Source organism: Bifidobacterium stellenboschense (assembly GCF_000741785.1).
Classification (GTDB): Bacteria; Actinomycetota; Actinomycetes; order Actinomycetales; family Bifidobacteriaceae; genus Bifidobacterium; species Bifidobacterium stellenboschense.
On record NZ_JGZP01000012.1, the window covers coordinates 226,975 to 247,981 of the forward strand.

General features: G+C 64.5%; 20 protein-coding genes, 1 tRNA gene and 2 pseudogenes. 14 read left to right on the plus strand and 9 right to left on the minus strand.

Annotation, left to right across the window (positions count from 1 at the left end; all coding sequences use genetic code 11):
- Nucleotides 1-137: 137 nt before the first annotated feature.
- The 13 genes from BSTEL_RS05820 to BSTEL_RS05880 all read left to right on the plus strand — a co-directional run bounded on the left by BSTEL_RS05820 (nucleotide 138) and on the right by BSTEL_RS05880 (nucleotide 10,684).
- The gene (locus BSTEL_RS05820; RefSeq protein WP_034528227.1) at nucleotides 138-2,225 is read left to right on the plus strand and encodes a bifunctional indole-3-glycerol phosphate synthase/tryptophan synthase subunit beta; all 2,088 of its coding nucleotides are present in this window, start codon (nucleotides 138-140) and stop codon (nucleotides 2,223-2,225) included.
- A gap of 39 nt (nucleotides 2,226-2,264) precedes the next feature.
- Nucleotides 2,265-3,137, plus strand: coding sequence for a tryptophan synthase subunit alpha (gene trpA / locus BSTEL_RS05825; RefSeq protein ID WP_034528229.1), 873 nt, complete (start codon nucleotides 2,265-2,267; stop codon nucleotides 3,135-3,137).
- 69 nt (nucleotides 3,138-3,206) lie between these two features.
- Nucleotides 3,207-4,148 carry a prolipoprotein diacylglyceryl transferase gene (gene lgt / locus BSTEL_RS05830; RefSeq protein ID WP_034528231.1) on the plus strand — a complete coding sequence of 314 codons (942 nt, stop codon included), beginning with the start codon at nucleotides 3,207-3,209 and terminating at the stop codon, nucleotides 4,146-4,148.
- 75 nt (nucleotides 4,149-4,223) lie between these two features.
- Nucleotides 4,224-4,892, plus strand: coding sequence for a ribulose-phosphate 3-epimerase (gene rpe / locus BSTEL_RS05835; protein WP_034528233.1), 669 nt, complete (start codon nucleotides 4,224-4,226; stop codon nucleotides 4,890-4,892).
- A 68-nt stretch (nucleotides 4,893-4,960) separates the two neighbouring features.
- Nucleotides 4,961-5,224, plus strand: coding sequence for a phosphoribosyl-ATP diphosphatase (locus tag BSTEL_RS05840; RefSeq protein WP_034528235.1), 264 nt, complete (start codon nucleotides 4,961-4,963; stop codon nucleotides 5,222-5,224).
- 79 nt (nucleotides 5,225-5,303) lie between these two features.
- Nucleotides 5,304-6,155, plus strand: a complete 852-nt coding sequence (hisG, locus tag BSTEL_RS05845) for an ATP phosphoribosyltransferase (protein WP_034528237.1) — start codon at nucleotides 5,304-5,306, stop codon at nucleotides 6,153-6,155.
- A 51-nt stretch (nucleotides 6,156-6,206) separates the two neighbouring features.
- A complete protein-coding gene (locus BSTEL_RS05850; RefSeq protein ID WP_034528238.1) occupies nucleotides 6,207-6,857 on the plus strand; it encodes a CDP-alcohol phosphatidyltransferase family protein in 651 nt (216 codons plus the stop codon).
- Nucleotides 6,854-7,843, plus strand: coding sequence for a DUF881 domain-containing protein (locus BSTEL_RS05855; RefSeq protein WP_034528240.1), 990 nt, complete (start codon nucleotides 6,854-6,856; stop codon nucleotides 7,841-7,843). Before BSTEL_RS05850 ends, BSTEL_RS05855 begins: the two co-directional genes overlap by 4 nt.
- Nucleotides 7,843-8,175 carry a small basic family protein gene (locus BSTEL_RS05860; RefSeq protein WP_034528242.1) on the plus strand — a complete coding sequence of 111 codons (333 nt, stop codon included), beginning with the start codon at nucleotides 7,843-7,845 and terminating at the stop codon, nucleotides 8,173-8,175. The genes BSTEL_RS05855 and BSTEL_RS05860 overlap by 1 nt, the downstream gene beginning before the upstream one ends.
- 4 nt (nucleotides 8,176-8,179) lie before the next feature.
- Complete coding sequence (locus BSTEL_RS05865; RefSeq protein WP_051922882.1) at nucleotides 8,180-9,025, plus strand: DUF881 domain-containing protein; 846 nt, start codon at nucleotides 8,180-8,182, stop codon at nucleotides 9,023-9,025.
- Nucleotides 9,026-9,031: 6 nt separating this feature from the next.
- Complete coding sequence (locus BSTEL_RS05870) at nucleotides 9,032-9,469, plus strand: FHA domain-containing protein (RefSeq protein WP_034528250.1); 438 nt, start codon at nucleotides 9,032-9,034, stop codon at nucleotides 9,467-9,469.
- 51 nt (nucleotides 9,470-9,520) lie between these two features.
- Complete coding sequence (locus tag BSTEL_RS05875; RefSeq protein ID WP_034528252.1) at nucleotides 9,521-10,171, plus strand: MerR family transcriptional regulator; 651 nt, start codon at nucleotides 9,521-9,523, stop codon at nucleotides 10,169-10,171.
- A gap of 141 nt (nucleotides 10,172-10,312) precedes the next feature.
- Nucleotides 10,313-10,684 (plus strand): hypothetical protein, encoded by a 372-nt coding sequence (locus BSTEL_RS05880; RefSeq protein ID WP_034528254.1) that lies wholly within the window; start codon nucleotides 10,313-10,315, stop codon nucleotides 10,682-10,684.
- Between the two features lie 209 nt (nucleotides 10,685-10,893).
- Here BSTEL_RS05880 and BSTEL_RS05885 read toward each other — a convergent pair whose 3' ends face one another.
- The 8 genes and pseudogenes from BSTEL_RS05885 to BSTEL_RS12565 all read right to left on the minus strand — a co-directional run bounded on the left by BSTEL_RS05885 (nucleotide 10,894) and on the right by BSTEL_RS12565 (nucleotide 19,346).
- On the minus strand, nucleotides 10,894-11,613 hold the full coding sequence (locus BSTEL_RS05885) for an HAD hydrolase-like protein (protein ID WP_034528256.1): 720 nt from the start codon (nucleotides 11,611-11,613) through the stop codon (nucleotides 10,894-10,896).
- Nucleotides 11,614-11,713: 100 nt separating this feature from the next.
- A complete protein-coding gene (locus BSTEL_RS05890; protein WP_034528258.1) occupies nucleotides 11,714-12,058 on the minus strand; it encodes an RNA polymerase-binding protein RbpA in 345 nt (114 codons plus the stop codon).
- A 118-nt stretch (nucleotides 12,059-12,176) separates the two neighbouring features.
- Nucleotides 12,177-14,783 carry a DEAD/DEAH box helicase gene (locus BSTEL_RS05895; RefSeq protein WP_034528261.1) on the minus strand — a complete coding sequence of 869 codons (2,607 nt, stop codon included), beginning with the start codon at nucleotides 14,781-14,783 and terminating at the stop codon, nucleotides 12,177-12,179.
- A gap of 8 nt (nucleotides 14,784-14,791) precedes the next feature.
- On the minus strand, nucleotides 14,792-15,106 hold the full coding sequence (locus BSTEL_RS05900) for an ABC transporter permease (RefSeq protein WP_034528270.1): 315 nt from the start codon (nucleotides 15,104-15,106) through the stop codon (nucleotides 14,792-14,794).
- A 49-nt stretch (nucleotides 15,107-15,155) separates the two neighbouring features.
- Nucleotides 15,156-16,265 (minus strand): annotated as a pseudogene (locus BSTEL_RS13000) (helix-turn-helix transcriptional regulator); the annotation flags it as partial.
- Between the two features lie 89 nt (nucleotides 16,266-16,354).
- Nucleotides 16,355-17,072 (minus strand): annotated as a pseudogene (locus tag BSTEL_RS13005) (helix-turn-helix transcriptional regulator); the annotation flags it as partial.
- Between the two features lie 124 nt (nucleotides 17,073-17,196).
- Nucleotides 17,197-18,591, minus strand: a complete 1,395-nt coding sequence (locus tag BSTEL_RS05910; protein WP_420796393.1) for a UTP--glucose-1-phosphate uridylyltransferase — start codon at nucleotides 18,589-18,591, stop codon at nucleotides 17,197-17,199.
- A 230-nt stretch (nucleotides 18,592-18,821) separates the two neighbouring features.
- The gene (locus BSTEL_RS12565) at nucleotides 18,822-19,346 is read right to left on the minus strand and encodes a hypothetical protein (protein WP_202962070.1); all 525 of its coding nucleotides are present in this window, start codon (nucleotides 19,344-19,346) and stop codon (nucleotides 18,822-18,824) included.
- 210 nt (nucleotides 19,347-19,556) lie between these two features.
- Here BSTEL_RS12565 and BSTEL_RS05920 point away from each other — a divergent pair.
- Nucleotides 19,557-19,633: transfer RNA gene (locus BSTEL_RS05920), tRNA-Pro, on the plus strand.
- Between the two features lie 66 nt (nucleotides 19,634-19,699).
- On the opposite strand, the gene BSTEL_RS11755 is transcribed toward BSTEL_RS05920, so the two are convergent.
- Complete coding sequence (locus BSTEL_RS11755) at nucleotides 19,700-21,001, minus strand: tyrosine-type recombinase/integrase (protein WP_162178984.1); 1,302 nt, start codon at nucleotides 20,999-21,001, stop codon at nucleotides 19,700-19,702.
- Nucleotides 21,002-21,007 lie beyond the last annotated feature (6 nt).

Below are 21,007 nucleotides of genomic sequence, written 5' to 3' on the forward strand. Positions count from 1 at the left end.
GGCCGCGCTGCGGCGGATTCCTCCCGAACGGCCCGCGCCCCATCCGCATGCCCGGAATGTAGGACGCGCGGGACGGTTGCGGACATGGTTGGCCTATGGTGGCGCATGGTCAGACTTCAGACATTCAAGGGAGGACCATGTCGGTACTGGACGAATTGGTGGCGGGCGCGCTGGAGGACCAGCGGACCCGTGAGCGCACCGTGTCGTTGGAGGACGTGAGGAAGGCCGCGCTGGCGGCCCCGGCCCCGATCGACGCGAAACGATGGCTCAAGCGCGCCGACGGCATCCCCGTGATCGCCGAGATCAAGCGCGCTTCCCCGTCCAAGGGCCACCTGAGCGACATCCCCGACCCGGCCGCATTGGCCCGCGAATACGAGCGGGGCGGCGCGAGCGCCATCTCCGTGCTCACCGAGGGCCGCCGCTTCCTCGGCTCCCTCGACGATCTCGACAAGGTGCGCGCCGCCGTGCACATCCCGGTGCTGCGCAAGGACTTCATCGTCACCGACTACCAGATCTTCGAGGCGCGCGCGCACGGCGCCGACCTGGTGCTGCTCATCGTCGCCGCGTTGGACGACGCGAAGCTGAGGCACCTGCTCGGCCTGGCGCACGAGCTGGGCATGACCGTGCTCGTCGAGACGCACACACGCGAGGAGATCGAGCGCGCCATCGCCGCCGGGGCGAAGGTCATCGGCATCAACGCCCGCAACCTGAAGAACCTCAGGGTCGACGTCAACAAGTACGCCGAACTGGCCGACGACCTGCCCCACGACGTGATCCGAGTCGCCGAATCCGGCGTGTTCGGCGCGGTCGAGGTCGAGGACTACGGCCGGGCCGGCGCCGACGCGGTGCTGGTCGGCGAGGGCGTCGCCACGGCGGACGACCATGAACTTGCGGTTGAACGACTAGTGAAGGCAGGAGCAAGAGTGAAAGCATCAGAAACCACCCCGTTGAGCGAACACCACGGCCCGTACTGGGGCCAGTTCGGCGGCCGATACGTGCCCGAGGCGCTCATCACCGCGCTCGACGAGCTGGAGCGCGTCTACGATGAGGCCAAGAAGGACCCCGAATTCCACAAGGAGTTCATGACGCTGCAGCAGCGCTATGTGGGCCGTCCCTCGCCGCTGACCGAAGCGCCGCGCTTCGCGAAGCTCATCCGCGAGAAGACCGGACTCGACGCCCGCGTCTTCCTCAAGCGCGAGGACCTCAACCACACCGGCGCGCACAAGATCAACAACGCGCTCGGCCAGGCGCTGCTCGTCAAGCGCATGGGCAAGACCCGCGTGATCGCGGAGACCGGCGCCGGCCAGCACGGCGTCGCCACCGCCACCGTGTGCGCGATGCTCGGTCTCAAGTGCCGCATCTACATGGGGCAGATCGACGCTCGCCGCCAGGCCCTCAACGTGGCGCGCATGCGCATGCTCGGTGCCGAGGTCGTCGAGGTCACGCTCGGCGACAAGATCCTCAAGGACGCCATCAACGAGGCGTTGCGCGACTGGGTCACCAACGTCAAGGACACGCACTACCTGCTCGGCACGGTCGCGGGCCCGCATCCGTTCCCCGAGATGGTGCGCGACTTCCAGAAGATCATCGGCGAGGAGGCCAAGCAGCAGCTCAAGGACTGGTACGGCATCGACCATCCGGACGCGGTGTGCGCGTGCGTGGGTGGCGGCTCCAATGCCATCGGCGTGATGAACGCGTTCCTCGACGACGAACGTGTCAACCTGTACGGCTACGAGGCCGGCGGCAACGGCCCCGAATCCGGCAGGCACGCCATCCGCTTCGCCCCTGGCACCGGCCAGCTCGGCATGTTCCAGGGCGCCAAGAGCTACCTGCTGGAGACCGACGAGGGCCAGACGCTCGACACGTACTCCATCTCCGCCGGCCTCGACTATGCGTCCGTCGGCCCCGAGCACGCGTGGCTCAAGGACATCGGCCGCGTCAACTACTCGTGGGCCACCGACGAGGAGGCGATGAACGCGTTCCGCGACCTGAGCCAGACCGAAGGCATCATTCCCGCCATCGAAAGCTCGCACGCGGTCGCCGGCTCCTTCAAGGCCGCCGCCGACCTCAAGGCGAAGGGCTACGACAAGGCCGTGATGATCATCAACATCTCCGGCCGAGGCGACAAGGACATGGCCACCGCCGGCAAGTGGTTCGGCTACCTGACCGACGACCAGACCGCCGCGCTCGAAGTGACCGGCGCGCACGGGAACACGGTCGCCTGAACGGCGACGGATGCACAGCATCAGGAGGAGATTTTCGATATGACAAACGCAGCAACCACGCCCTCCGGCCAGCCGCTGGGCATCAGCCACCGGCCCAGCCCCACCGAGGCCATGTTCGCGAAGTTCAAGGCCGAGGACAAGCCGGCCTTCATCGGCTACCTGCCGTACGGCTTCCCGGACCCCGAGGTCTCGCTCGACGCCTTCCGCACGATGGTCGAGCACGGCGTCGACGCGGTCGAGATCGGCCTGCCGTACTCCGACCCGGTCATGGACGGCCCGGTCATCCAGGCCGCGTCCTCCATCGCCCTGAACAACGGCGAGACCATCCGACGCGTCTTCGAGGCCGTGGAGACCGTGGCCAACGCCGGCGGCGTGCCGCTCATCATGAGCTACTGGAACCTCATCTACCACTACGGCGTCGAGAAGTTCGCCCGCGACTTCGAGAACGCGGGCGGCGCCGGCCTCATCACCCCGGACCTCATCCCGGACGAGGCGGGGGAGTGGATCGAGGCGTCCGACCGTCACGGGCTCGACCGCATCTTCCTCGTGTCGCCCGACTCCGCCGACGAGCGTCTCGAAGTCGTCGCGAGGAACGCGCGTGGCTTCGTCTACGCGGCCGCCCGCATGGGCGTCACCGGCGAACGCGCGAGCATCGACGCGTCCCCCGAGACGCTCGTCGCACGCACCCGCAAGGCGGGCGCGAAGAACGTGTGCGTCGGCATCGGCGTGTCCACTGCCGAACAGGGCGCGAAGGTCGGCTCCTACGCGGACGGCGTGATCGTCGGCTCGGCGCTTGTGCACACGCTGCTCGCCGACGACAACCGTTCGCCGCGCGACACCGCCGAAGGCCTGAAGCTGCTCGCCGCCAAGAGCGAGGAACTCGCCGCGGGCATCCACGGGGCGCGCGCCTGACGTCCGCCGTTCCGCACGGGCGCGTCGGATCCACGGCGCGCCCGTCGTAGGATGAGAGCGATGAAACCCATGAATCTCGCATACATTCCCTCGCCGACGTTCTCGAAGTTCCAGATCGGACCGGTGACCATCCGCATGTACGCGGTATGCATCCTCATCGGCGTGTGCTTCGCCGTGTGGATCCTCACCCGCCGTTGGAAGCGCGTGGGCGGCACCTTCGACCAAGTGCTCGACACCACGCTCGTCGCCGTGCCCTCGGGGCTCGTCGGCGCGCGCCTGTACCACTGCATCACCACGCCGTCCGCGTACTTCCCGCCCACCGGCAGCCTCGTCAATATCCTCAAGGTGTGGGAGGGCGGCATGGCCATCTTCGGCGGCATCGGCGTGGGCGCGCTGGCCGCGTTCCTCTGGTGCCGCCACAAGCGCTACCCGTTCGCCCTGCTCGCCGACTGCCTCGCCCCGGGACTCCTCGTGGCGCAGGCCATCGGACGCCTCGGCAACTGGTTCAACCAGGAGCTGTTCGGCTGGCCCACCACCCTGCCGTGGGGACTGAAGCTCAACGATTCGGCGGACGCGATCGGCAGCACCGAAGTGTGCTACCAGGGGACCGCATGCCCTTCCGGCACGCTGTTCCACCCCACGTTCCTGTACGAGATGATCTGGAACCTCATCGGGGCCGCGCTCATCGTATGGATCGGACGCAGGTTCGCCGACCGGCTCAAGGCCGGCCAGCAGTTTGCCATGTACATGATCTGGTACGGCCTCGGCCGCACATGGATCGAGAATGTGCGCATCAACTACTCCACCGTGATCCTGGGCCTCAGGACCAACGTGTGGACCGCCATCCTCGTCTTCCTCGCCGGATGCGTCCTGTTCGCCGCGCTGCACCGCGTCGGACGGGAGACGTCGACGCTCGCCGCCCGTCTCACCGCGGTCACCGCGGACGAGCTCGAACGGCAGCGCCAGGCCGAGGAGCGTTCCGAAGACGAACACGCGAGGAACGACGACTGAACATCCGCCCCGTCCGGCGGCGCAACGCTCCCGGACGCCGGCCATAGTCCCATTTGATGGATAAGGTATGGAACCATGAAGAAGATTGAAATCGCCCCCAGCATCCTGTCCGCCGACTTCTGCAACCTTGAGCGCGACCTCAAGGCGATCGCCAACGCGGACCTCGTCCACGTCGATGTGATGGACCATCACTTCGTCCCGAACCTGACGCTCGGAGAGCCGATCGTCAAGCGCATCTGCGAGGTCACCGACCTGCCGGTCGACGTGCACCTCATGATCGAGGACCCGGACCGCTGGGCCCCCGAATACGCGCGTCTCGGCGCCTCCTCCGTGTCCTTCCACATGGGCGCCACCCACGCCCCGGTCCGTCTCGCCCGCCAGCTGCGCGACATGGGCTGCAAGGCCTGCTTCGCCGTGCGCCCCGCCGAGCCGGTCGAGCCGATCTTCGACATCCTCGACGAGTTCGACATGATCCTCATCATGACCGTCGAGCCCGGCTTCGGCGGCCAGAAGTTCCTCGACAACCAGATGGCCAAGGTCCGTCGCCTGCGTGACGAGATCACCCGCCGCGGCCTCGACACCAAGATCCAGGTGGACGGCGGCGTCAGCCCGAAGACCGCGCACATCGTGGCCGAGGCCGGAGCCGACGTGCTCGTGGCCGGCTCCGCCGTGTACGGCGCCGACGACCGCGCGGCCGCCATCGACTCCATCCGCGAGAAGGCCGCCGCCGCGTACCGCGACTGAGCGTCGACACGCACGGTTTCCCCGCGGGATTCCATATTCCGAAACCAAGAAGAAAGCATCACAGACACATGAAGACGTTCGAATCGCTGTTCGCCGAACTGAGCGAGAAGGCCAAGACCCGTCCGGAAGGCTCCCTGACCGTCGATGAGCTCGACAAGGGCACCCACTTCATCGGCAAGAAGATCGTCGAGGAGGCCTCCGAGACCTGGATCGCCGCCGAATACGAGGGCGCGGACCGCACCGCCGAGGAGATGAGCCAGCTGCTTTATCACGTGCAGGTCATGATGATCAAGCACGGTCTGAGCCTCGAGGACGTCTACAAGCACCTGTGACGCGGCGCCCCGCACAGGGGCGTCACGTTCGCGGCGCGGGCGGCACCGTCCGCGCCGCACATCGATCAAGGGGAAAACCATGCTGAGAATCGCCGTGCCCAACAAGGGCATGCTGTCCGAACCCGCCTGGAACATGCTGGCGGAGGCGGGCTACCGTCTGCGCACCAACTCGCGCCAGCTCGTCGTCGAGGATCCGGACAACGACATCGAACTGTTCTATCTGCGTCCGCTCGACATCGCCGTATACGTGGGCCGCGGCACCATCGACTGCGGCATCACCGGCCAGGACCTGCTCAAGAACTCCGGCACCGCTGCGCTCGAGCACATGCCGCTCGGCTTCGGAGCCTCCACGTTCCGTTTCGCCGCGCCGAACGAATCCTCCTTCTCCAAGCTGGAGGACATCGACGGCAAGCGCGTCGCCACCTCCTTCGACAAGCTCGTGCACGACTACCTCGTCGACCACGGCATCAACGCGGAGACCATCCACCTGGACGGCGCCGTCGAATCGTCCGTGCAGCTGGGCGTCGCCGACCTCATCGCCGACGTCGTGTCCACCGGCACCACGCTGAGGAACGCCGGCCTGCGCATCTTCGCCGACCCGATCATGCACTCGGAGGCGTGCCTCATCCGCTCGCCGCGACTGGACGAGAAGGACGAGCGCCTGACCATCCTGAGCCGTCGTCTCGAAGGCGTGATCACCGCGCAGCGCTACGTGCTCATGGACTACGACATCCCCGTGTCCAAGGTCGCCGCCGCCATCGACGTGACCCCCGGCTTCGAAAGCCCCACCATCTCGCCGCTGCACGACAAGCAGTGGAATGCGGTGCGCGTCATGGTGCCCAAGGCGAAGGTCAACCAGCTCATGGACAAGCTGTACGATGTGGGCGCGCGTGGCATCATCGTGACCGCGCTGACCGCATCCCGCATCTGACCCGCGCGGACGACGCAATCCATCCGACCAGAGGCAAACGAAACCGACAGCATGACCGAACGCAACACCAAGTCGACCTACAGCCCGGAACCGCGGGACATCTATCTCACGATTCCGAACCTGCTCAGCCTGTTCAGGATCATCTCGATTCCGTTCATCGCATGGCTGATGTCGAACCATGAAATGGTGAACGCGCTGATCGTGCTGGCGGTCTCCTCCCTCTCCGACGGGTTGGACGGCATCCTCGCCCGCAAACTCAATCAGGTGAGCAAGATCGGCCAGATTCTCGACCCCCTGGCCGACCGTCTGCTCATCCTTTGCTCGATCATCGCGCTCGGCGTCGCCGGCATCATCCCATGGTGGATGCTCATCGTCATCGGCGTACGCGACCTGTTCATGGCCATCCAGGTGCTGTGGCTCGCCCAATACGGCTACGGGCCGCTGCCGGTCCACTTCGTCGGCAAGGCGGGCACGGCCCTGCTCATGATGGCGATCGTCGCGCTCACCATCGCCGACCTCGGCACCGGATCGTTGTTCCGTCTGCTGCATCTCGCGGCGCTGGCCACCGGCATCTGGGGCGTCGCCATGTACTGGCTCGCCGGATACATCTATTTCCGGCAGGGCGTCACCGTGTTGCGCCAGGAGCTGCCGCAACGCCATGAACAGCGTGAACGGGAGCGGCGCGAGAAGGCCCGCGCATGAGCGCGGACGAGCCGATGCCGGCATCCTACCCAGCGGGGGAGGAACCGACCGCGGAGGGGACGAGGCGACGCCGTTCCGCGTTCTCGCGCGCATACGGCGGCCTGTTGTCCCACCACACCGCCCGATCGTCGACGCCGTTGAGCGAGCGCGAGCGTCGTCGGCGAATCCGTCAGGACGATTCGCTGAGACTCATCGACGATCTCACCAACCGTCCGCTCGATCCGATCTATCTTGATGCGAGCCTCTCCGTCCATCGTGAATCGAAGGCGATGATGTGGGCGACGCGCGTGGTCTGCTTCATCGTCTGCATCGGCGTCGGATTCCTCGGCAGCCTGTTCGTGCAGCAGCTCCATTCCGATCCGCGCAAAGCGGTGAGGGCATCGCTCGCCGCCGAACTCGAATCCTCGCAGAAGAACGTCGACAAGCTCACCGGAGAGGTGAACACGCTGCGCGGCAAGATCGAAAACCAGTCGAAGCGACTCGACGTCGCCGGAGCGTCCGAAACCGTCCGTGACGACGAGATGGCCAGCGGACAGGTAAAGGTGACCGGGGAAGGCGTCACGCTCACCGTCTCCAATCCCATCGCCGCATCCAACGGATCCACGAACGGCGCCACACCGCGTGAATCCGCCGGCGGCCATCTGCGCGTCGTCACCGACTCCGACCTGCAGCAGCTCGTCTCCCTGCTCTGGCAGTCCGGGGCCGAGGCGATCGCCGTGAACGGGCATAGGCTCGGCATCCAGACCTCGATCCGTACGGCGGGCGGCACGATCCTCATCGGATTGGACGCGGTCGACAGCCCGTACCGCATCGAAGCCATCGGGGACGGGACCGCACTGTCCCAGATCGCCAATCCCGACAGGCTCGGAACCCTGTACGACGCGTACAAGGACGCGGGCATCACCTTGCAGATGAAACGGTCGAAGTCGATTACACTGGAAGCGGCCGTAGTCGGAGACATCAGCTACGCGAGGAAGGCGAAGTAATGGCAGCAGTGCTCGGACTGATCATCGGCGTGGTGATCGGCGTGTTCGTCCAGCCGGACATCCCCGTATGGATACAACCGTATCTGCCGATCATGGTGGTGGCGGCGCTCGACGCGCTGCTCGGCGCCGTGCGCGCCTACTTCGAACGTCGCTTCTCCGACCGCGTGTTCATCATCTCGTTCTTCGCGAACGTCATCACCGCCACGCTGCTCGTTCTGCTCGGCAACCAGCTCGGCGTCGGCTCGCAGCTGCAGACCGCCGTCATCGTCGTGCTCGGCATCCGCATCTTCTCCAACGTGTCCGCCATCCGTCGATTCATCTTCCGAGGCTGAGACGATGGCGAGACGAGGCAGGAACACCACGAGAGGCGGTGGCGACACCATCGGCGAGATGGAGGCGCGGGACGCCGCCGAGAAACGCAACGACTCGCTGGAGACGGGATCGTTCCCCCAGGTCTCCAAGCGTGGAACCGGCAGACGCGAACTCGGCGGTGCCGGACTGAAGACCAAACTCGCCTCGACGCTGCTCGTCGTGCTCATGTGCGCCCTCCTCGGCTTCGGCTACATGACGCAGATCAACAACACGCAGTCCACCTATGAGACGATGAGCGAGGACGAACTCGTGCGACTCATCAACGAGACCAGCACGCAGGCCAACAACCTCGAACAGCGCAAGAACGAGCTCACCAGCCAGCTGACCAGTCTCAAGGCCGCCGCCGACCAGCGCGAACAGGCCGAGAAGATCGCCAAGCAGAACGAGGAGGCCAGCGGCATCATCTCCGGCAGGCTGCCCGCGCAGGGGCAGGGCGTGGTCATCCGCATCACCAAGGGCACGAAGCAGAACATCGACGCGGCCACGTTGTTCACCCTCATCGAGGAGCTGCGCAACGCCGGCGCCGAGGTCATCTCCGTCGGGAACGTGCGCGTCGTCACGTCCACCTCGATCGTCAAAGGCTCCGACGGCAAGCTCCAGTGTGACGGCGTCACGCTCGACACGCCGTACGTGGTGCGCGCCATCGGCAATCCGGGCGACCTGCAGAACGCGGTGAACATCGCCGGCGGCATCGGCTCCAGACTCAAGGTCATGTACGGTTCGCGCGTCACCGTCGAACAATCCGACGATGTCGTCGTCAACGCCGTGCGCGGCGAAAAGCAATATAAGTACGCAAGGACGGTAGAATAGGAAATTATGACAGAACCAATTCCCAGCGCAGGCGAGACGACCATCATCGGTCTGCCCGCAATCACCATTCCCGTAACCGCGACGGGCGACCGTCCGCTCACCACGGAGGATCTCGACACCATCGCCCGGCTGTCCGAGGGGACGGCGCTGCTGATCTCCACGCGAGGCGCGGTGTCCGGCTCCCGTTACCTGCTCGACGAGGACGAGGTGACGGTGGGACGCGACCCGCGTGCCGACATCCTGCTCGACGACTCCACGGTCTCGCGTTCGCACGCCGTGTTCCGTCGCAACGGGGGAGAGTTCACCGTCGTGGACGCCGGCTCGCTGAACGGCACGTATGTGAACCGCCAGCGCGTCGACCAGGCCACGCTGAAGAACGGCGACGAGATCATGATCGGCAAGTTCCGTCTCGTCTTCTTCACGAAGTCGGCCGTCATCTCCTGACGATGGTTCGCAGGGCATAGCCGGACACGGAAACGAGCGAGGGGAGTGGCGATGGACGAGGACGATCGTCGGCTGCATCTGCACGTGCGCCTCGAAGATCGCACCGATCTCAACGGGGACGCCGTGCAGGGTGAGTTGTTCGCCACCCCCGACGACGAGGACATCATGCGTGGCTACCGTGGTTCCATCGCATCCAAGATCGCCGGCATCACCTACCGCCAGCTTGACTATTGGGCGCGCAAGCAGATTCTGGAACCGTCGATCACGCCGTCGCACGGTTCCGGCTCGCGGCGTCTCTACTCGTTCAAGGACGTCGTCATCCTCGCCGTGTCCAAACGTCTGCTCGATGCCGGCGTGAACCTGCAGAACGTGACCACGGCGATCAGTTTCCTCACGCAGCGGTCCGTCGGACAGCTCGAGCACATCACCATCATGTGCGACGGACAGCACGTGCATGAATGCACCACCAGCGAGCAGATGCTCGACTTGCTGCAAAGCGGCAAGGCGGTGTTCGCGGTGTCGGTCGGATCGCTGTGGCACCAGATCAGAGTCGCGCTGGAGGGGGAGGACTACGTCGATCTGACGAAATCCCCGGCGAAGCGCTCCACCGGTCGTCCCATCGACGATCTGACCGCCGCGCGTATGCGCAGGAAGATTCAGGAGCGGCGTCTCCAGCGGGAGCAGGAGTCCGCGCGACGCTGATTGCGACGGGCCTAAGACGGCGTTAATGCGTCATGCGTAGGGCGGTTTGCCCTGACATAATTACGTTATGTCAGATTCGTTGTATTTCCGAGCCGACACCCGGCATCAACGGTATTCGTTACGGCATCCAAGGAGGCCATTATGGTGGACATCCTTCCGGCGGCGTTATGGTGCGTCGACGTGGTGCTCTCGCTCAACATCATCGTGATTTGCCTGCGCCGAGGCGGCCTGCTGAAACGGTATGCGGGCGGCGTGGCGCGGGTGAGCTGGCCGGTGACGATCGCGCACGTGGCGTCGGCGCTGTTGGGATTGACGCCGTATCTGGCGTTCACCTGGTTCGCCGACGGCGGATTCGATCCCGACGTGCGTGATTTCTACGTCCGGTACGGTTGGCCGTCCGCGGCCGTGGTAATCCTGCTGATTCTCGTACAGCTCGTATGCCTGTACCTGCAGGCGAAGCGTGCGATGATGAGCGAGATGGACGCGCGGCTGAACCGTGCGAAGCGGAAGTGATCGGGGAGCGTCCGGCGCAGGCGAGATCACGCCGATGCGGTGAATGTAGAGTGACGGATGCGTGCCGAGGTATACGTGCATATTGCCAATCTGACATAACGTACATTATCGGCTAAACGGGGATGACGATGGATATAAGAAACGGCGTGGTGTGTATTCGGTTGGTTCACTGAATGCACACCACGCCGTCCGCCATCCGAACGATGGACCTACTTCGCGAAGTATTCGTTCACCGCGGCCCGCAATTCGGACACGTGGTCGATGATGCGGTAGCATCCGTGGCCGGTCAGCTCGCCGGGTTCGGCGTAGCCCCAGCCGCAGCCCAAACAGTCGAGTCCGCATGCCTTGGCGCCGTCCGCGTCGGTCCAACGGTCGCCGACCATCAGCGCACGATCGCCGGCGGCGGCGTCGAATCCGATGTGTTCGAAGCAATACCGGATGACCTGGTCCTTGTCGAGGCGCGAATTGTCCTTGCTGGCACCGTAGATGCCGGATACCAGCGGCGTGACGCCGAAGCGTTCGCAGATCGGCTTCGCCTGATATTCGGGCTTGCAGGTGGCGACGGCGAGATAATAGCCGTCGGCGGTCAGTCCGTTGAGTTGGTCGGCGATGCCGTCGAACAGCTTGTTCACATACCGTCCGGCGACCTTGGGGCCTCCGGGGTTGTTCGGGTCGTCGAAGATGTCCTGGTTGGCGTAGTAGTCGCGGTAGATGTCGACCGCCTCGTCCAGCCGTTCCTCCGGCACATGGTTGCGGCGCAACGATTCGATGATGGCCGGGCCGACGAAACGGTGCAGCTCGTCGTCATCGGGAACGGCCATGCCGATCTTCCTGAATGTTTCGGTGACGGATGCGATGATGCCCGGTGCGGAATCGGTGAGCGTGCCGTCCAAATCGAGCAGGACCACGTTCCTGGGATGTTCGGCCATTGGATGCCACTCCCCTTGTCTTCTCTGTGTTTTCTTACGGGTAGTATTATGCCCGGTCGAGTTGACCGGGCATGGCGTTCAGGTGTCGTTCACCTATGCATCACTCGTAGTCGGGAATCCAACCCTCACGGTGCATCTTGAGCCGCTTCTCCAGCAGCTCCTTGAGCTCCTCCTCGCTGCGGCGTTCGAGCAGCATGTCCCAGTGGGTGCGGGTGGGCTTGGCGATCTCGTTGGCGGAGGCGTCCTCGCCTTCACGGTGAGCGGTGGAACCGCAGCGGCACTCCCACTCGTCGGGAATCTCTGCGCCTTCCGCGAACGGCAGAATCGTGCGATGCCCGTTCGGACAGACGTAGGCGACTTCCTCACGTGCGGCGAAATCGACGTTGCTGTCGGATTCCAGCGATTTCGCACCGATGCTCATACCACGCAGACTGCGTTCGGCCATAGTACGGGTTCCTCCTTGTTTTTCGACATATCCACATTACGCAACAGTTCGGACGTGGCGGTTATTCCATGCGCGTGCGTAGAACGCAAGCCAATCGACATGCATCGGGCCGTGCGCGTCAGTCGACGCCCGAATAGGCGACGACGCCGCGGTTGACCATGTCCGCCGCGAGACGCGCCCGGTGCGCGAGATCGGCATGGCCCGCACCGATGTACGGTTCGGCGGATGCGATCTGGTGAAGGATGTCCACCAGTCGTTTCGCGTTGCGCACGAAATCGCCGCCGGTGAGTTCGGTGCCGTGCAGCACGTCGGCGAGATCACGGCCGTCGGCCCATTCGTACATGACATCCAGGATTCCGGCGTCGACATCGGGCAACGGGTCGAGTCCATGATCCTCGCACGACATGTCGATCTGGTCGCGCAACGCCTTGAGCTCGCCCGCCGCGACGGCGATCGGGCCGTGGACGGAACCGGGATAGTACCGTGGTTCTCCCCCGCCTCCGCGCCGGGCCTCGTAGACGAGCGACGACAGGACCGCCGCGAGCCCCGCGGGCGGCAGCAGGTCCAGCGCGCCGGTGAGGATCGCCTGGGCGAGCACCACGTCGAGTTCGCTGTACAGGTGACGCAGCAGCTGACCGCTTTCGGTGAGCCTCAGATCACGGCCATGCGTCGAACCGGCGTCGACCTCCTCGAGATAACCGAGTCCGGTGAGGATATCGCAGATGCGGTCGAACTGACGTGCGACGGAACCGGTGCGTGAATCGTAACGTTCCCTGACGCGTTTCAGTTCGCGCATCTCGCGCATCCAACGATGCCCCCATTTGAGATGCTGCTGTAGGTCGGGGCATTCGCGGCACGGGTGATGCTGGTCGGCCTTGCGCAGTTCGCCGATGCGACGGTCGAGATTGCGGAACGCCGCGGACCGTTCCTCGTCGGAACGGAACACGGTATGCTTCAGCCGGTTGCGTTCGTTCTTCTCCAAGTCGCTCAGTCGCATGCGCAGTTCCATGAGCTCCCGGAAGTCGCCGTGGTCGCAGGCGAACGCCTTCTCGTACCCGTCGATGGCCTGACGCAACGTTCCCATATGCGATTCCAACTGCCATGCGGAGGCGTTCGCCTCCCACTGCGCGAACGAATGGTCGAGCGTCACGCGCGAGGTCTCATAGTCGCTGGAATTGAGCAGGTTCACCGCCATGTTGAACGTGGCCTTGAAACTGGAGTGCAGCGGGTAGACGCGCTTGCTGGACAGCGCGGCCGCCGTCGCCGGCACGAACCCGTGATGGTCGACGACGATGGCGTGCCCGATGGTGTCGATGCCGCGTCGTCCGGCACGGCCGGTCAGCTGGGTGAACTCCCCCGGCGTCAGCGCGACGTGCCCGGTTCCGTTGAACTTCTCCAGCTTCTCCACGACGACGCAGCGGGCGGGCATGTTGATGCCCAAGGCCAGCGTCTCCGTGGCGAACACCATCTTGACGAGTCCCTCCTCGAAGAGCCGTTCGACGATCTGGCGGAACAGGGCGATCATGCCCGCATGATGCGACGCGAACCCTTCTTCGAGGGCGAACCGGAACCGGGAGAAGCCCAGAGCCTTGAGATCGGCCTGGGAGAGCTGCCCCTCGACCATCTCGTCCACGATGCGGCGGATGCGGTGCATCTCCTCGTCCGTGGTGAGTTCCAGACCGGCGTTGATGCACTGTTCGACCGCTTGGTCGCATCCGTTGCGGGAGAAGATGAAGTAGATGCCCGGCAGCATGTCGAGATAGTTGAGCTCGTCCACGACCGCCCAGCGTCGCGGCACATGGCGTTCCGGCTTGCGCGCGGGCGCGCCGTTCCGGCCGCGTCCGCCGCGCGCCTCCGCCCTACGGCCGCGTTTGCGCGAACGCTCCTCACCTTGGCGTCGCGCCGCGATACGGTCGAACTGGTCGAGCCTGTTGGCGAGTTCCGGGTTGAGTTTGGGGGTCTGGCCCCCATCTCCTCCGCGACGGTACAGATCGATGATCTCGGGTTCGGTGCGGTCATCCTTCTGCACGATCACATGCTGCTCCAGCGGCACCGGCCTCTTCTCGGACACGACGAGTTCGGTGTCGCCGCGCACCGAGGAGATCCACTGACTGAAATCCTCCACATTGGACACCGTCGCGGACAACGCCACGATGCGGACCCGTTCCGGCAGGTGGATGATGACCTCCTCCCACACGGGGCCGCGGAACCGGTCGGCGAGATAATGCACCTCATCGAGGATGACGTAGCGGAGCGCGTCGAGCGTCGTGGACCGCTCGTACAGCATGTTGCGCAGGACCTCGGTGGTCATCACCACGATGTCCGCCTCCGAGTTGATGGAGGTGTCGCCGGTGAGCAATCCGACCCGATCCGCGCCGTAGACGTCGACGAGGTCATGGTATTTCTGGTTGCTCAGCGCCTTGATCGGCGTGGTGTAGAACGCCTTGACGTTATGCTCCTGCGCGAGGAAGACGGCGAAGTCCGCGACGACGGTCTTGCCGGCTCCGGTGGGCGCGGCCACGAGCACGTTGCGGCCGGCTTCGAGGGCCTCGTTCGCCCGTGTCTGGAAATCATCCAGTTCGAACGGCAAGGTGCCGGCGAACCGTGCTGCGATGCTCGCCTGTCGCTGCTGTCGCTTGCGGAACGCCGCATACCGGGCGGACGGCGACGACTTCCCCGCATCCGCGTTGCGGTCGACCCGGTTCGTATGGTGCTTCGATGCCATGATCGTGATTACAGAGCGTCCTTCCAGCGCTTCCACGCCTGCACATGACGGTCACGCGTCGCCTGACGACGTTTGACGACCTCGATGTGGGCGTGTTCGTATCGTTCGGCCGCGACCCGCAGCGGCTGGGTGAAGATGGGGCTATCGTCCTCGGCGGAATCCTCGGCGGGTTCGCCCATGGCGGCAAGACGATCGGACACCTGCTCCCCCGTATCGGAGACGACGCGCAACGCCGCCATGGCTCGTCTGAATGCGTAGATGCCGCCGATGACGATCATCGCGAACATGAACAGCGCCAGCAGCAGCCAAATCCACCAGGGCATGAAGACTCCTTCCTTCCGTCATGCCATCGTAACAGCCGCGCCCTCCGGCTCAGTCCGTATCGTCGTCATGCGCGACGACGCTCAGTTCCCGCTGCGCCCGCGCGACGATCATCGATCGCAGCGTCTCCGGTGCCACGGCCACGATATGCCGCGCATGGGCGATGCAGAACGCCACGAACCACGAATCGGAGGACACGATGAGGTCGACCTTCTCGCCGTCGCCATACGGTTCCACCGTGGCGCCGGGCAGGTTTTTGACGAATACGGAGTCCTTGGCGTCGGTGATGAACGTGGCGGCGGTGCCGTTGTCGAAGCTCCACTTGCGTAGCTCGCTCAACGGCATGTCCGGAATGTCGAGCGTGGTGGTCGGCTCGACCAGCCTGGCCTGCTCGATGCGCGCGATGCGGAGCACCTGCCATGTGCGCGGTTTCCCGTTCGCCTTGTTGACGGCGGGGTTCCTGAGGACCAGATTGAGCTTGTCCTCAGGCGCGGCCTTGGCCACATCGGTCCAGACGGCCACGTAGTACACGCCTTCGTCCACGTAGATCTTGACCGGTGCGACCAGACGGCGGCGCGTGTTGCCGGCACCGTCCGTGTAGGTCATGTCCAACAGCGATCCCGCGTTGATGGCGCGTTTGACGGTGCCGAAGTTATGGGGTTCGAGCTCATAGCCCGTCAGGCTCAGCCACGGCGTCTGCCCCGGTTTGACGTGCTGGTGCAGACGATGGTACAGGTTCTCCGCCTGGGCGCGTTGCGCATCGGGCAGCAACGGCGAATGGGCCAAGTAGCTGACCGACGCGGTCAGCATGCTCAGGTACTGCGGCGAGATGCCCGCGAGACGCTCCAATCCGAGGGAATTCGTGGCGGAGACGATGCCTTCGGCATCCAGCAGTGACCAGTCGATGTCGAAGAACTGGCTTCCCGCCATTTCGCCGTCATCGGAGACCGTGGTGAGCGTGTTGATGTCCTTGTGGATCACGTTCACCGACTTCTTGAGCTCCTCGGGGGTCTTCGCCTTGCCGATGAACCGGATGGCCAGCTCCTCGAGCGAGAACTCCTCGCCGAGATGGGCGGACAGGAACAGCATGAGCCTCAGACGGCGATCCACCTCACTGCCCGTCTGGAACGACGATTTCTTGCCATGGGCCTTGCCGTTCTCGGCCTCGTCGGGATCGGCGGCATCGGCCTCCTTCGCGGGAAGCGATGCGGAACCGGCGCCGAGCACGTCCTCGACGGAACGAAGGTTCTCCGCGGCCTTGAGACGGCGATGGAACGCGTCCGCCGCCTCCTGCGGGCTGACGATGGACGCGCCGGGATGCTCGAGCACGTACATCGCCAGATCGTCGGAATCCGTGTATGCGACGTTGATGTGCTCGCCGTCCACGTCGATGGTGGCGGCGAACCGGCGCGAGTCGATGACCTTCACCAAGGCGTCCGGAATGGTCTGCGTGCCGAGACCCGGCGCGATCGAATCGAGACCGAGACCGGGAATCGGCGTCTGCGGCACGCGCGGCGCCGTGCGGGAGGCATGGGAAGTCGAGGTCGCCTGCTGCTCATGGTCGTTCGACATGGACATGGAGCGGGCGAGATAGTTCGCCGCCGCGAGCACCGACATGTCCTCGGGCTCGAACCTCAGGCGGATGCGGGGCTCGTCGCCGAGCTGCAGACGGTACGAGGCGAAATCCTGCCCCTCCGACTTGGAGGAGTATTCCGGCTGACGTGACTCGATGGCGATGCCCATGGCCGCGAGCTTCGCTCGGTCACGCTGGAACTGCTTGGCGAACGCGGCCTTCGCGGCCTGATCCGCCAGCTCGCCATACGAATCGGCGTACGCCTTCACGCGTTGCGCGATCTGGCGCGAGGTGAGCCATTGGGGGAACGCGGATGACAACACGGCCAACACGTCAAGCTCATGCTTGCCCCACTTGTCGGAAAAACGCCGCCTCCCGGTGCTACCCTCTGCCATTAGTCCTCACGTATCGTTAAGGTTAATTCTCAACTGCGCTTTGTGAGCGCAACCTCCATCTATATTACGGTGTTTTTTCCGGGGACGTCGGCTTTTCGCCAAAAATGTCCCCGTTTTTTCCGTTTCAGATCCAATCGTCGGGTTCGACGCCCTGCGGTCCCACGTATTCGCCGTTGGGCACGTAGCGCGCCTCCCCAGTGTCCTCCAGCTTCGCGTCGGCGAACAGGACGACGTCGCGGCCGAACGTCCAGTCTCCCTCGATGGTCACCGAGTTCGCGGCCGCCAGAGACGGCACGTTGTACGGGAACCGTTCGTCGAAGTCGTGGATGTTCTTGTAGTAGCGCGGATCGAGTGTGACGTTCGGGAAGATGTAGTTGCCGTCCTCCATCTCATAGGAGTCCGTGAGGTGGAAACGGTCCGACCGCATGATGAACAGGTCGTCGGTGGTCTTCACCGGCAGGAACCGCATGCGGTCGACCTGCACGCAGATGGCGCCTTCGAACAGGCCGATGGCGGCACCCATGGCGGTCTCCAGCTGCAGGACCGGCGTCGTGGACGAATCGGTCGGATCGACGGTCTTATGGTTGAGGATCACCGGCAGCGGCAGCACGCCGTCATGCTCCGCGAGCAGGGCCTTCAACGCGTCGACGCGCACCCAGATCGAATTCGTGTTGAAATACGGGTGCTTGTCGATGTTCTGCGCGTCCTTCTTGTCCTCCGGTGCCACCTGGCTCATCTCGCGCAGCATGAGACGGCCCGTCCTGCGGTCGCGCACGATGTGGCCGCCCTTGCGGTCGGCCTCGGTTCGGCGGGCCACCTCGACCATGAACGGCGCCCCCGAGTTCTCGAAGTACTGCGCGAGCGTGCGGGAGGGACGCGCACCGAGATTGTCCGAGTTGGAGATGAACAGGTACTTGAACCCATGCTCCTCCAGCTTGTCGAGCAGTCCGGACTCCCAGATGGTGGAGTACAGGTCGCCGTGCCCCGGCGGGCACCATTCGAGATCCGGGTTCTGCGGGAACGAGACCGGCTCACCGGTGGCTAGGTCGATCTTCGGCTCCACATGCTGCACGATCTCCATCGGGATGCTCTCCTGATGGAACTTGCGGTTGTGATGCAGCACCTTCATCGTGTCCTTCGAGGTGCGGAACGAGTTCATCAACGTGAGCGGCAGCTCGACGCCGAGACGCGTGCGGGCGGTCAACACCTGGCCGATGATGATGTCGATGAACCGCATCTGCTTCGCCTTGTGGCGGCGCACCGGCAGCAGGGACTTCGCGCAGTCGAGACCCATCGACGTGCCGAGGCCGCCGTTGAGCTTCAGGAACGCGGTCTTGGCGAACGCGTCCACGGCCTTGTCATGGTCGATCGTCTCGTAGATGTCATGGAAGCTCTGCACGCCGGTGAGCGGTTCGACGTCGCGCTCCCGGATGCATGTGGAGCCCTCGTCGTTGCGCCACACGTCGTACAGGTGCTTGAACTGGCTGATGGCCACCTCACTCATGCCGTGCTCGCGCATCTTCGCGGCGGACTTGTCGAATACGTCTGACAACTGCCTCTCCTTCATGACTTGTTCGATAGACGACCAGTCTACCGGATGGCGGAAGGGTGTGACGCCCATGTGTGGAAACATGGCATGTAAATACGGTGAACGATGGTGACCGGTCGGCTGATACGCACGCTTTCGCGTCAGGTTTTCCGCAGACCTGCGTTCCGGTCGCGCCCTGAACGTCCGTACGTCGACGGCGGTCAGGCGATTATCGCCGCGGCGGAGGCCGCGGATATGCCGATGACGATGATCACGATGACGAAGATGATGTACAGTACGACGAACGCCGCCCAGACGATGACCGAAACGAGTGCGCCTTTGCCTGCCATCGTGGCGTCGCGTGGGCGTTGATCCTTCCACACCAGCCACAGGATGAGTCCGGCGACCGGAACGAAGAAACCGAGGACCGCCCATCCGAACGATCCGCTGTCCGCCGGATTCACATACCCCGGCTGCGGATAGCCGTAGGGTGCGCCGTATTGCGGGACGGGCTGCTGCGGCGGGTACGGATATACGGCCTGTGGTTGCGGTTGCGGCGGGTATGCGGGTTGGCCGTACTCCCCCATCGGATACGGCTGCGGTTCCGGTGCCGGAGTGCCATAGGGCTGTTGCGCGTATGCGTTGTATGGTTCCGGCGCCGGTGCGGCCGGCGTAGCCGGAGACGATTGGGGAATCGATGATTCAGGCAACGGCGCCTGAGGTGCTGTCGGGTTGGGTTCTGACATGACAGCCTCCCTTCTTTTGTCTAAGGATATTCCCCATGCCATGGATGACGCAAGCGTTCGAAGGCGTTCGAAGGTGCTCGAAGGCGCGGGGCGTGCATGGTTCTCTCTTGTCTCTTGGCGGTCCGGTGCATGGTCCGGAGCGAAGGAGACACGCCGAGTTGCGTTTCCGGAATCATCTGGTAAATTATTCGACTGTTGCAAATGCAGCATCGGACCATAGCGCAGTTTGGTAGCGCACTTGACTGGGGGTCAAGGGGTCGCGGGTTCAAATCCCGCTGGTCCGACCAGAAAGCCCGGAATCTCAACGATTCCGGGCTTTTTCGTTTTCCGGCCGGAGTCCGGTTTATCCGATTTTATCCGATGACCGCATCACCTCTCCTATCCGCGGCCAATCCCGTCGACCTCGCGCGTCCCACCGCGTCCGCGATCTCATCCAGCCGTTCCGGCCACAACCGGGCGTACGTGTCCAATGTGATCGTCGCCGACGCGTGCCCCAGCTGCGACTGCAGCGTCTTCACGTCGCAACCCGCCGCGATGACTATGCTCGCATACGTGTGTCGCAGGTCATGGATACGGACGCCATCGTTCTCCATGCCAGCGTGTCGCAACGCCGGCGTCCACGAGCGTGACCGCCAGTTGTTCATCGACAACGCTCCCCCGCGTGGCGCGCGGAACACGAACCGCTCCCCATCCATCCCATGGCACAACGCCTTCACTTCCTCGAGGAGGAATTGCGGGAATACGATCGTGCGCGCCTTCCCGCTCTTCGGCGTGCCCAACGTGAGTCCATCCTCCCCGTCCGTCCACGTGTGCCGCACGCGCGCCCTGTGCCGCTGCAGATCCAGGTCCCGCACCTGCAACGCGAACGTCTCCCCGATGCGCATCCCCGTATACGCCTGCCAGCGGATGATGAGCGCGTCCAGCGGGTTGCGCTCGCCGGCCGCGTCGGCCAGCTTCTCAACTTCCGGGATGGTGAGGAACACCATGTCGTCGTCCTCGTCCGCGGTTCTCGGAGTGACGACCTTGCCCATGGGATTCGCGGTGATGCATCCCTCGTCCACAGCATGGTCGAGTACGCCGCCCATGACGATGCGTACGACGCTGCGGATGGTGCGCGGCTTCAACGCTCGCGGCTTGCGGCCGCTCGGCAGTTCGGCCGGGTAGCCGCCCTTCGGCAGGAGCGACACCCACTTCTGTATGTCTCGCGTGGTGATGTCGCAGACCGCCATGCCGCCCCATTTCGGCAGCACGTACACGCGCAATTCCCTCCTGTAGCGCTTGAGGGTGCTGGCCTTCACGTTCACCTTCGACGCGACCCACTCGGCCGCGAGTTGCGCGAACGTGCGTCGTCCGAGCCGTGGATCGTGGTAGCGGCCGCGCCGGATGTCGTCCTCCATGGCGGCCTGGAACGATTCCGCGTCCGCCAGTCTGGCGAACGTGCGAGACCTCTCCTTGCGCCGTCCCGTCTGGTCAGTCACGTACCAGCGGCACCGCCACCGGCCGAACCTTCCGTACACGGTGGTGCGGTGCTTTTCCGGCACCTTCGCCTTCATCGGGTCGCGTGAGTTCGCGAGACTCCGCCGCATGGCGGCTGTGGGTGGATTTCCTTTGTCGTCATTCTTCAGCCATCGATCCGTGATGAACACGTGTGCCATGTCGGT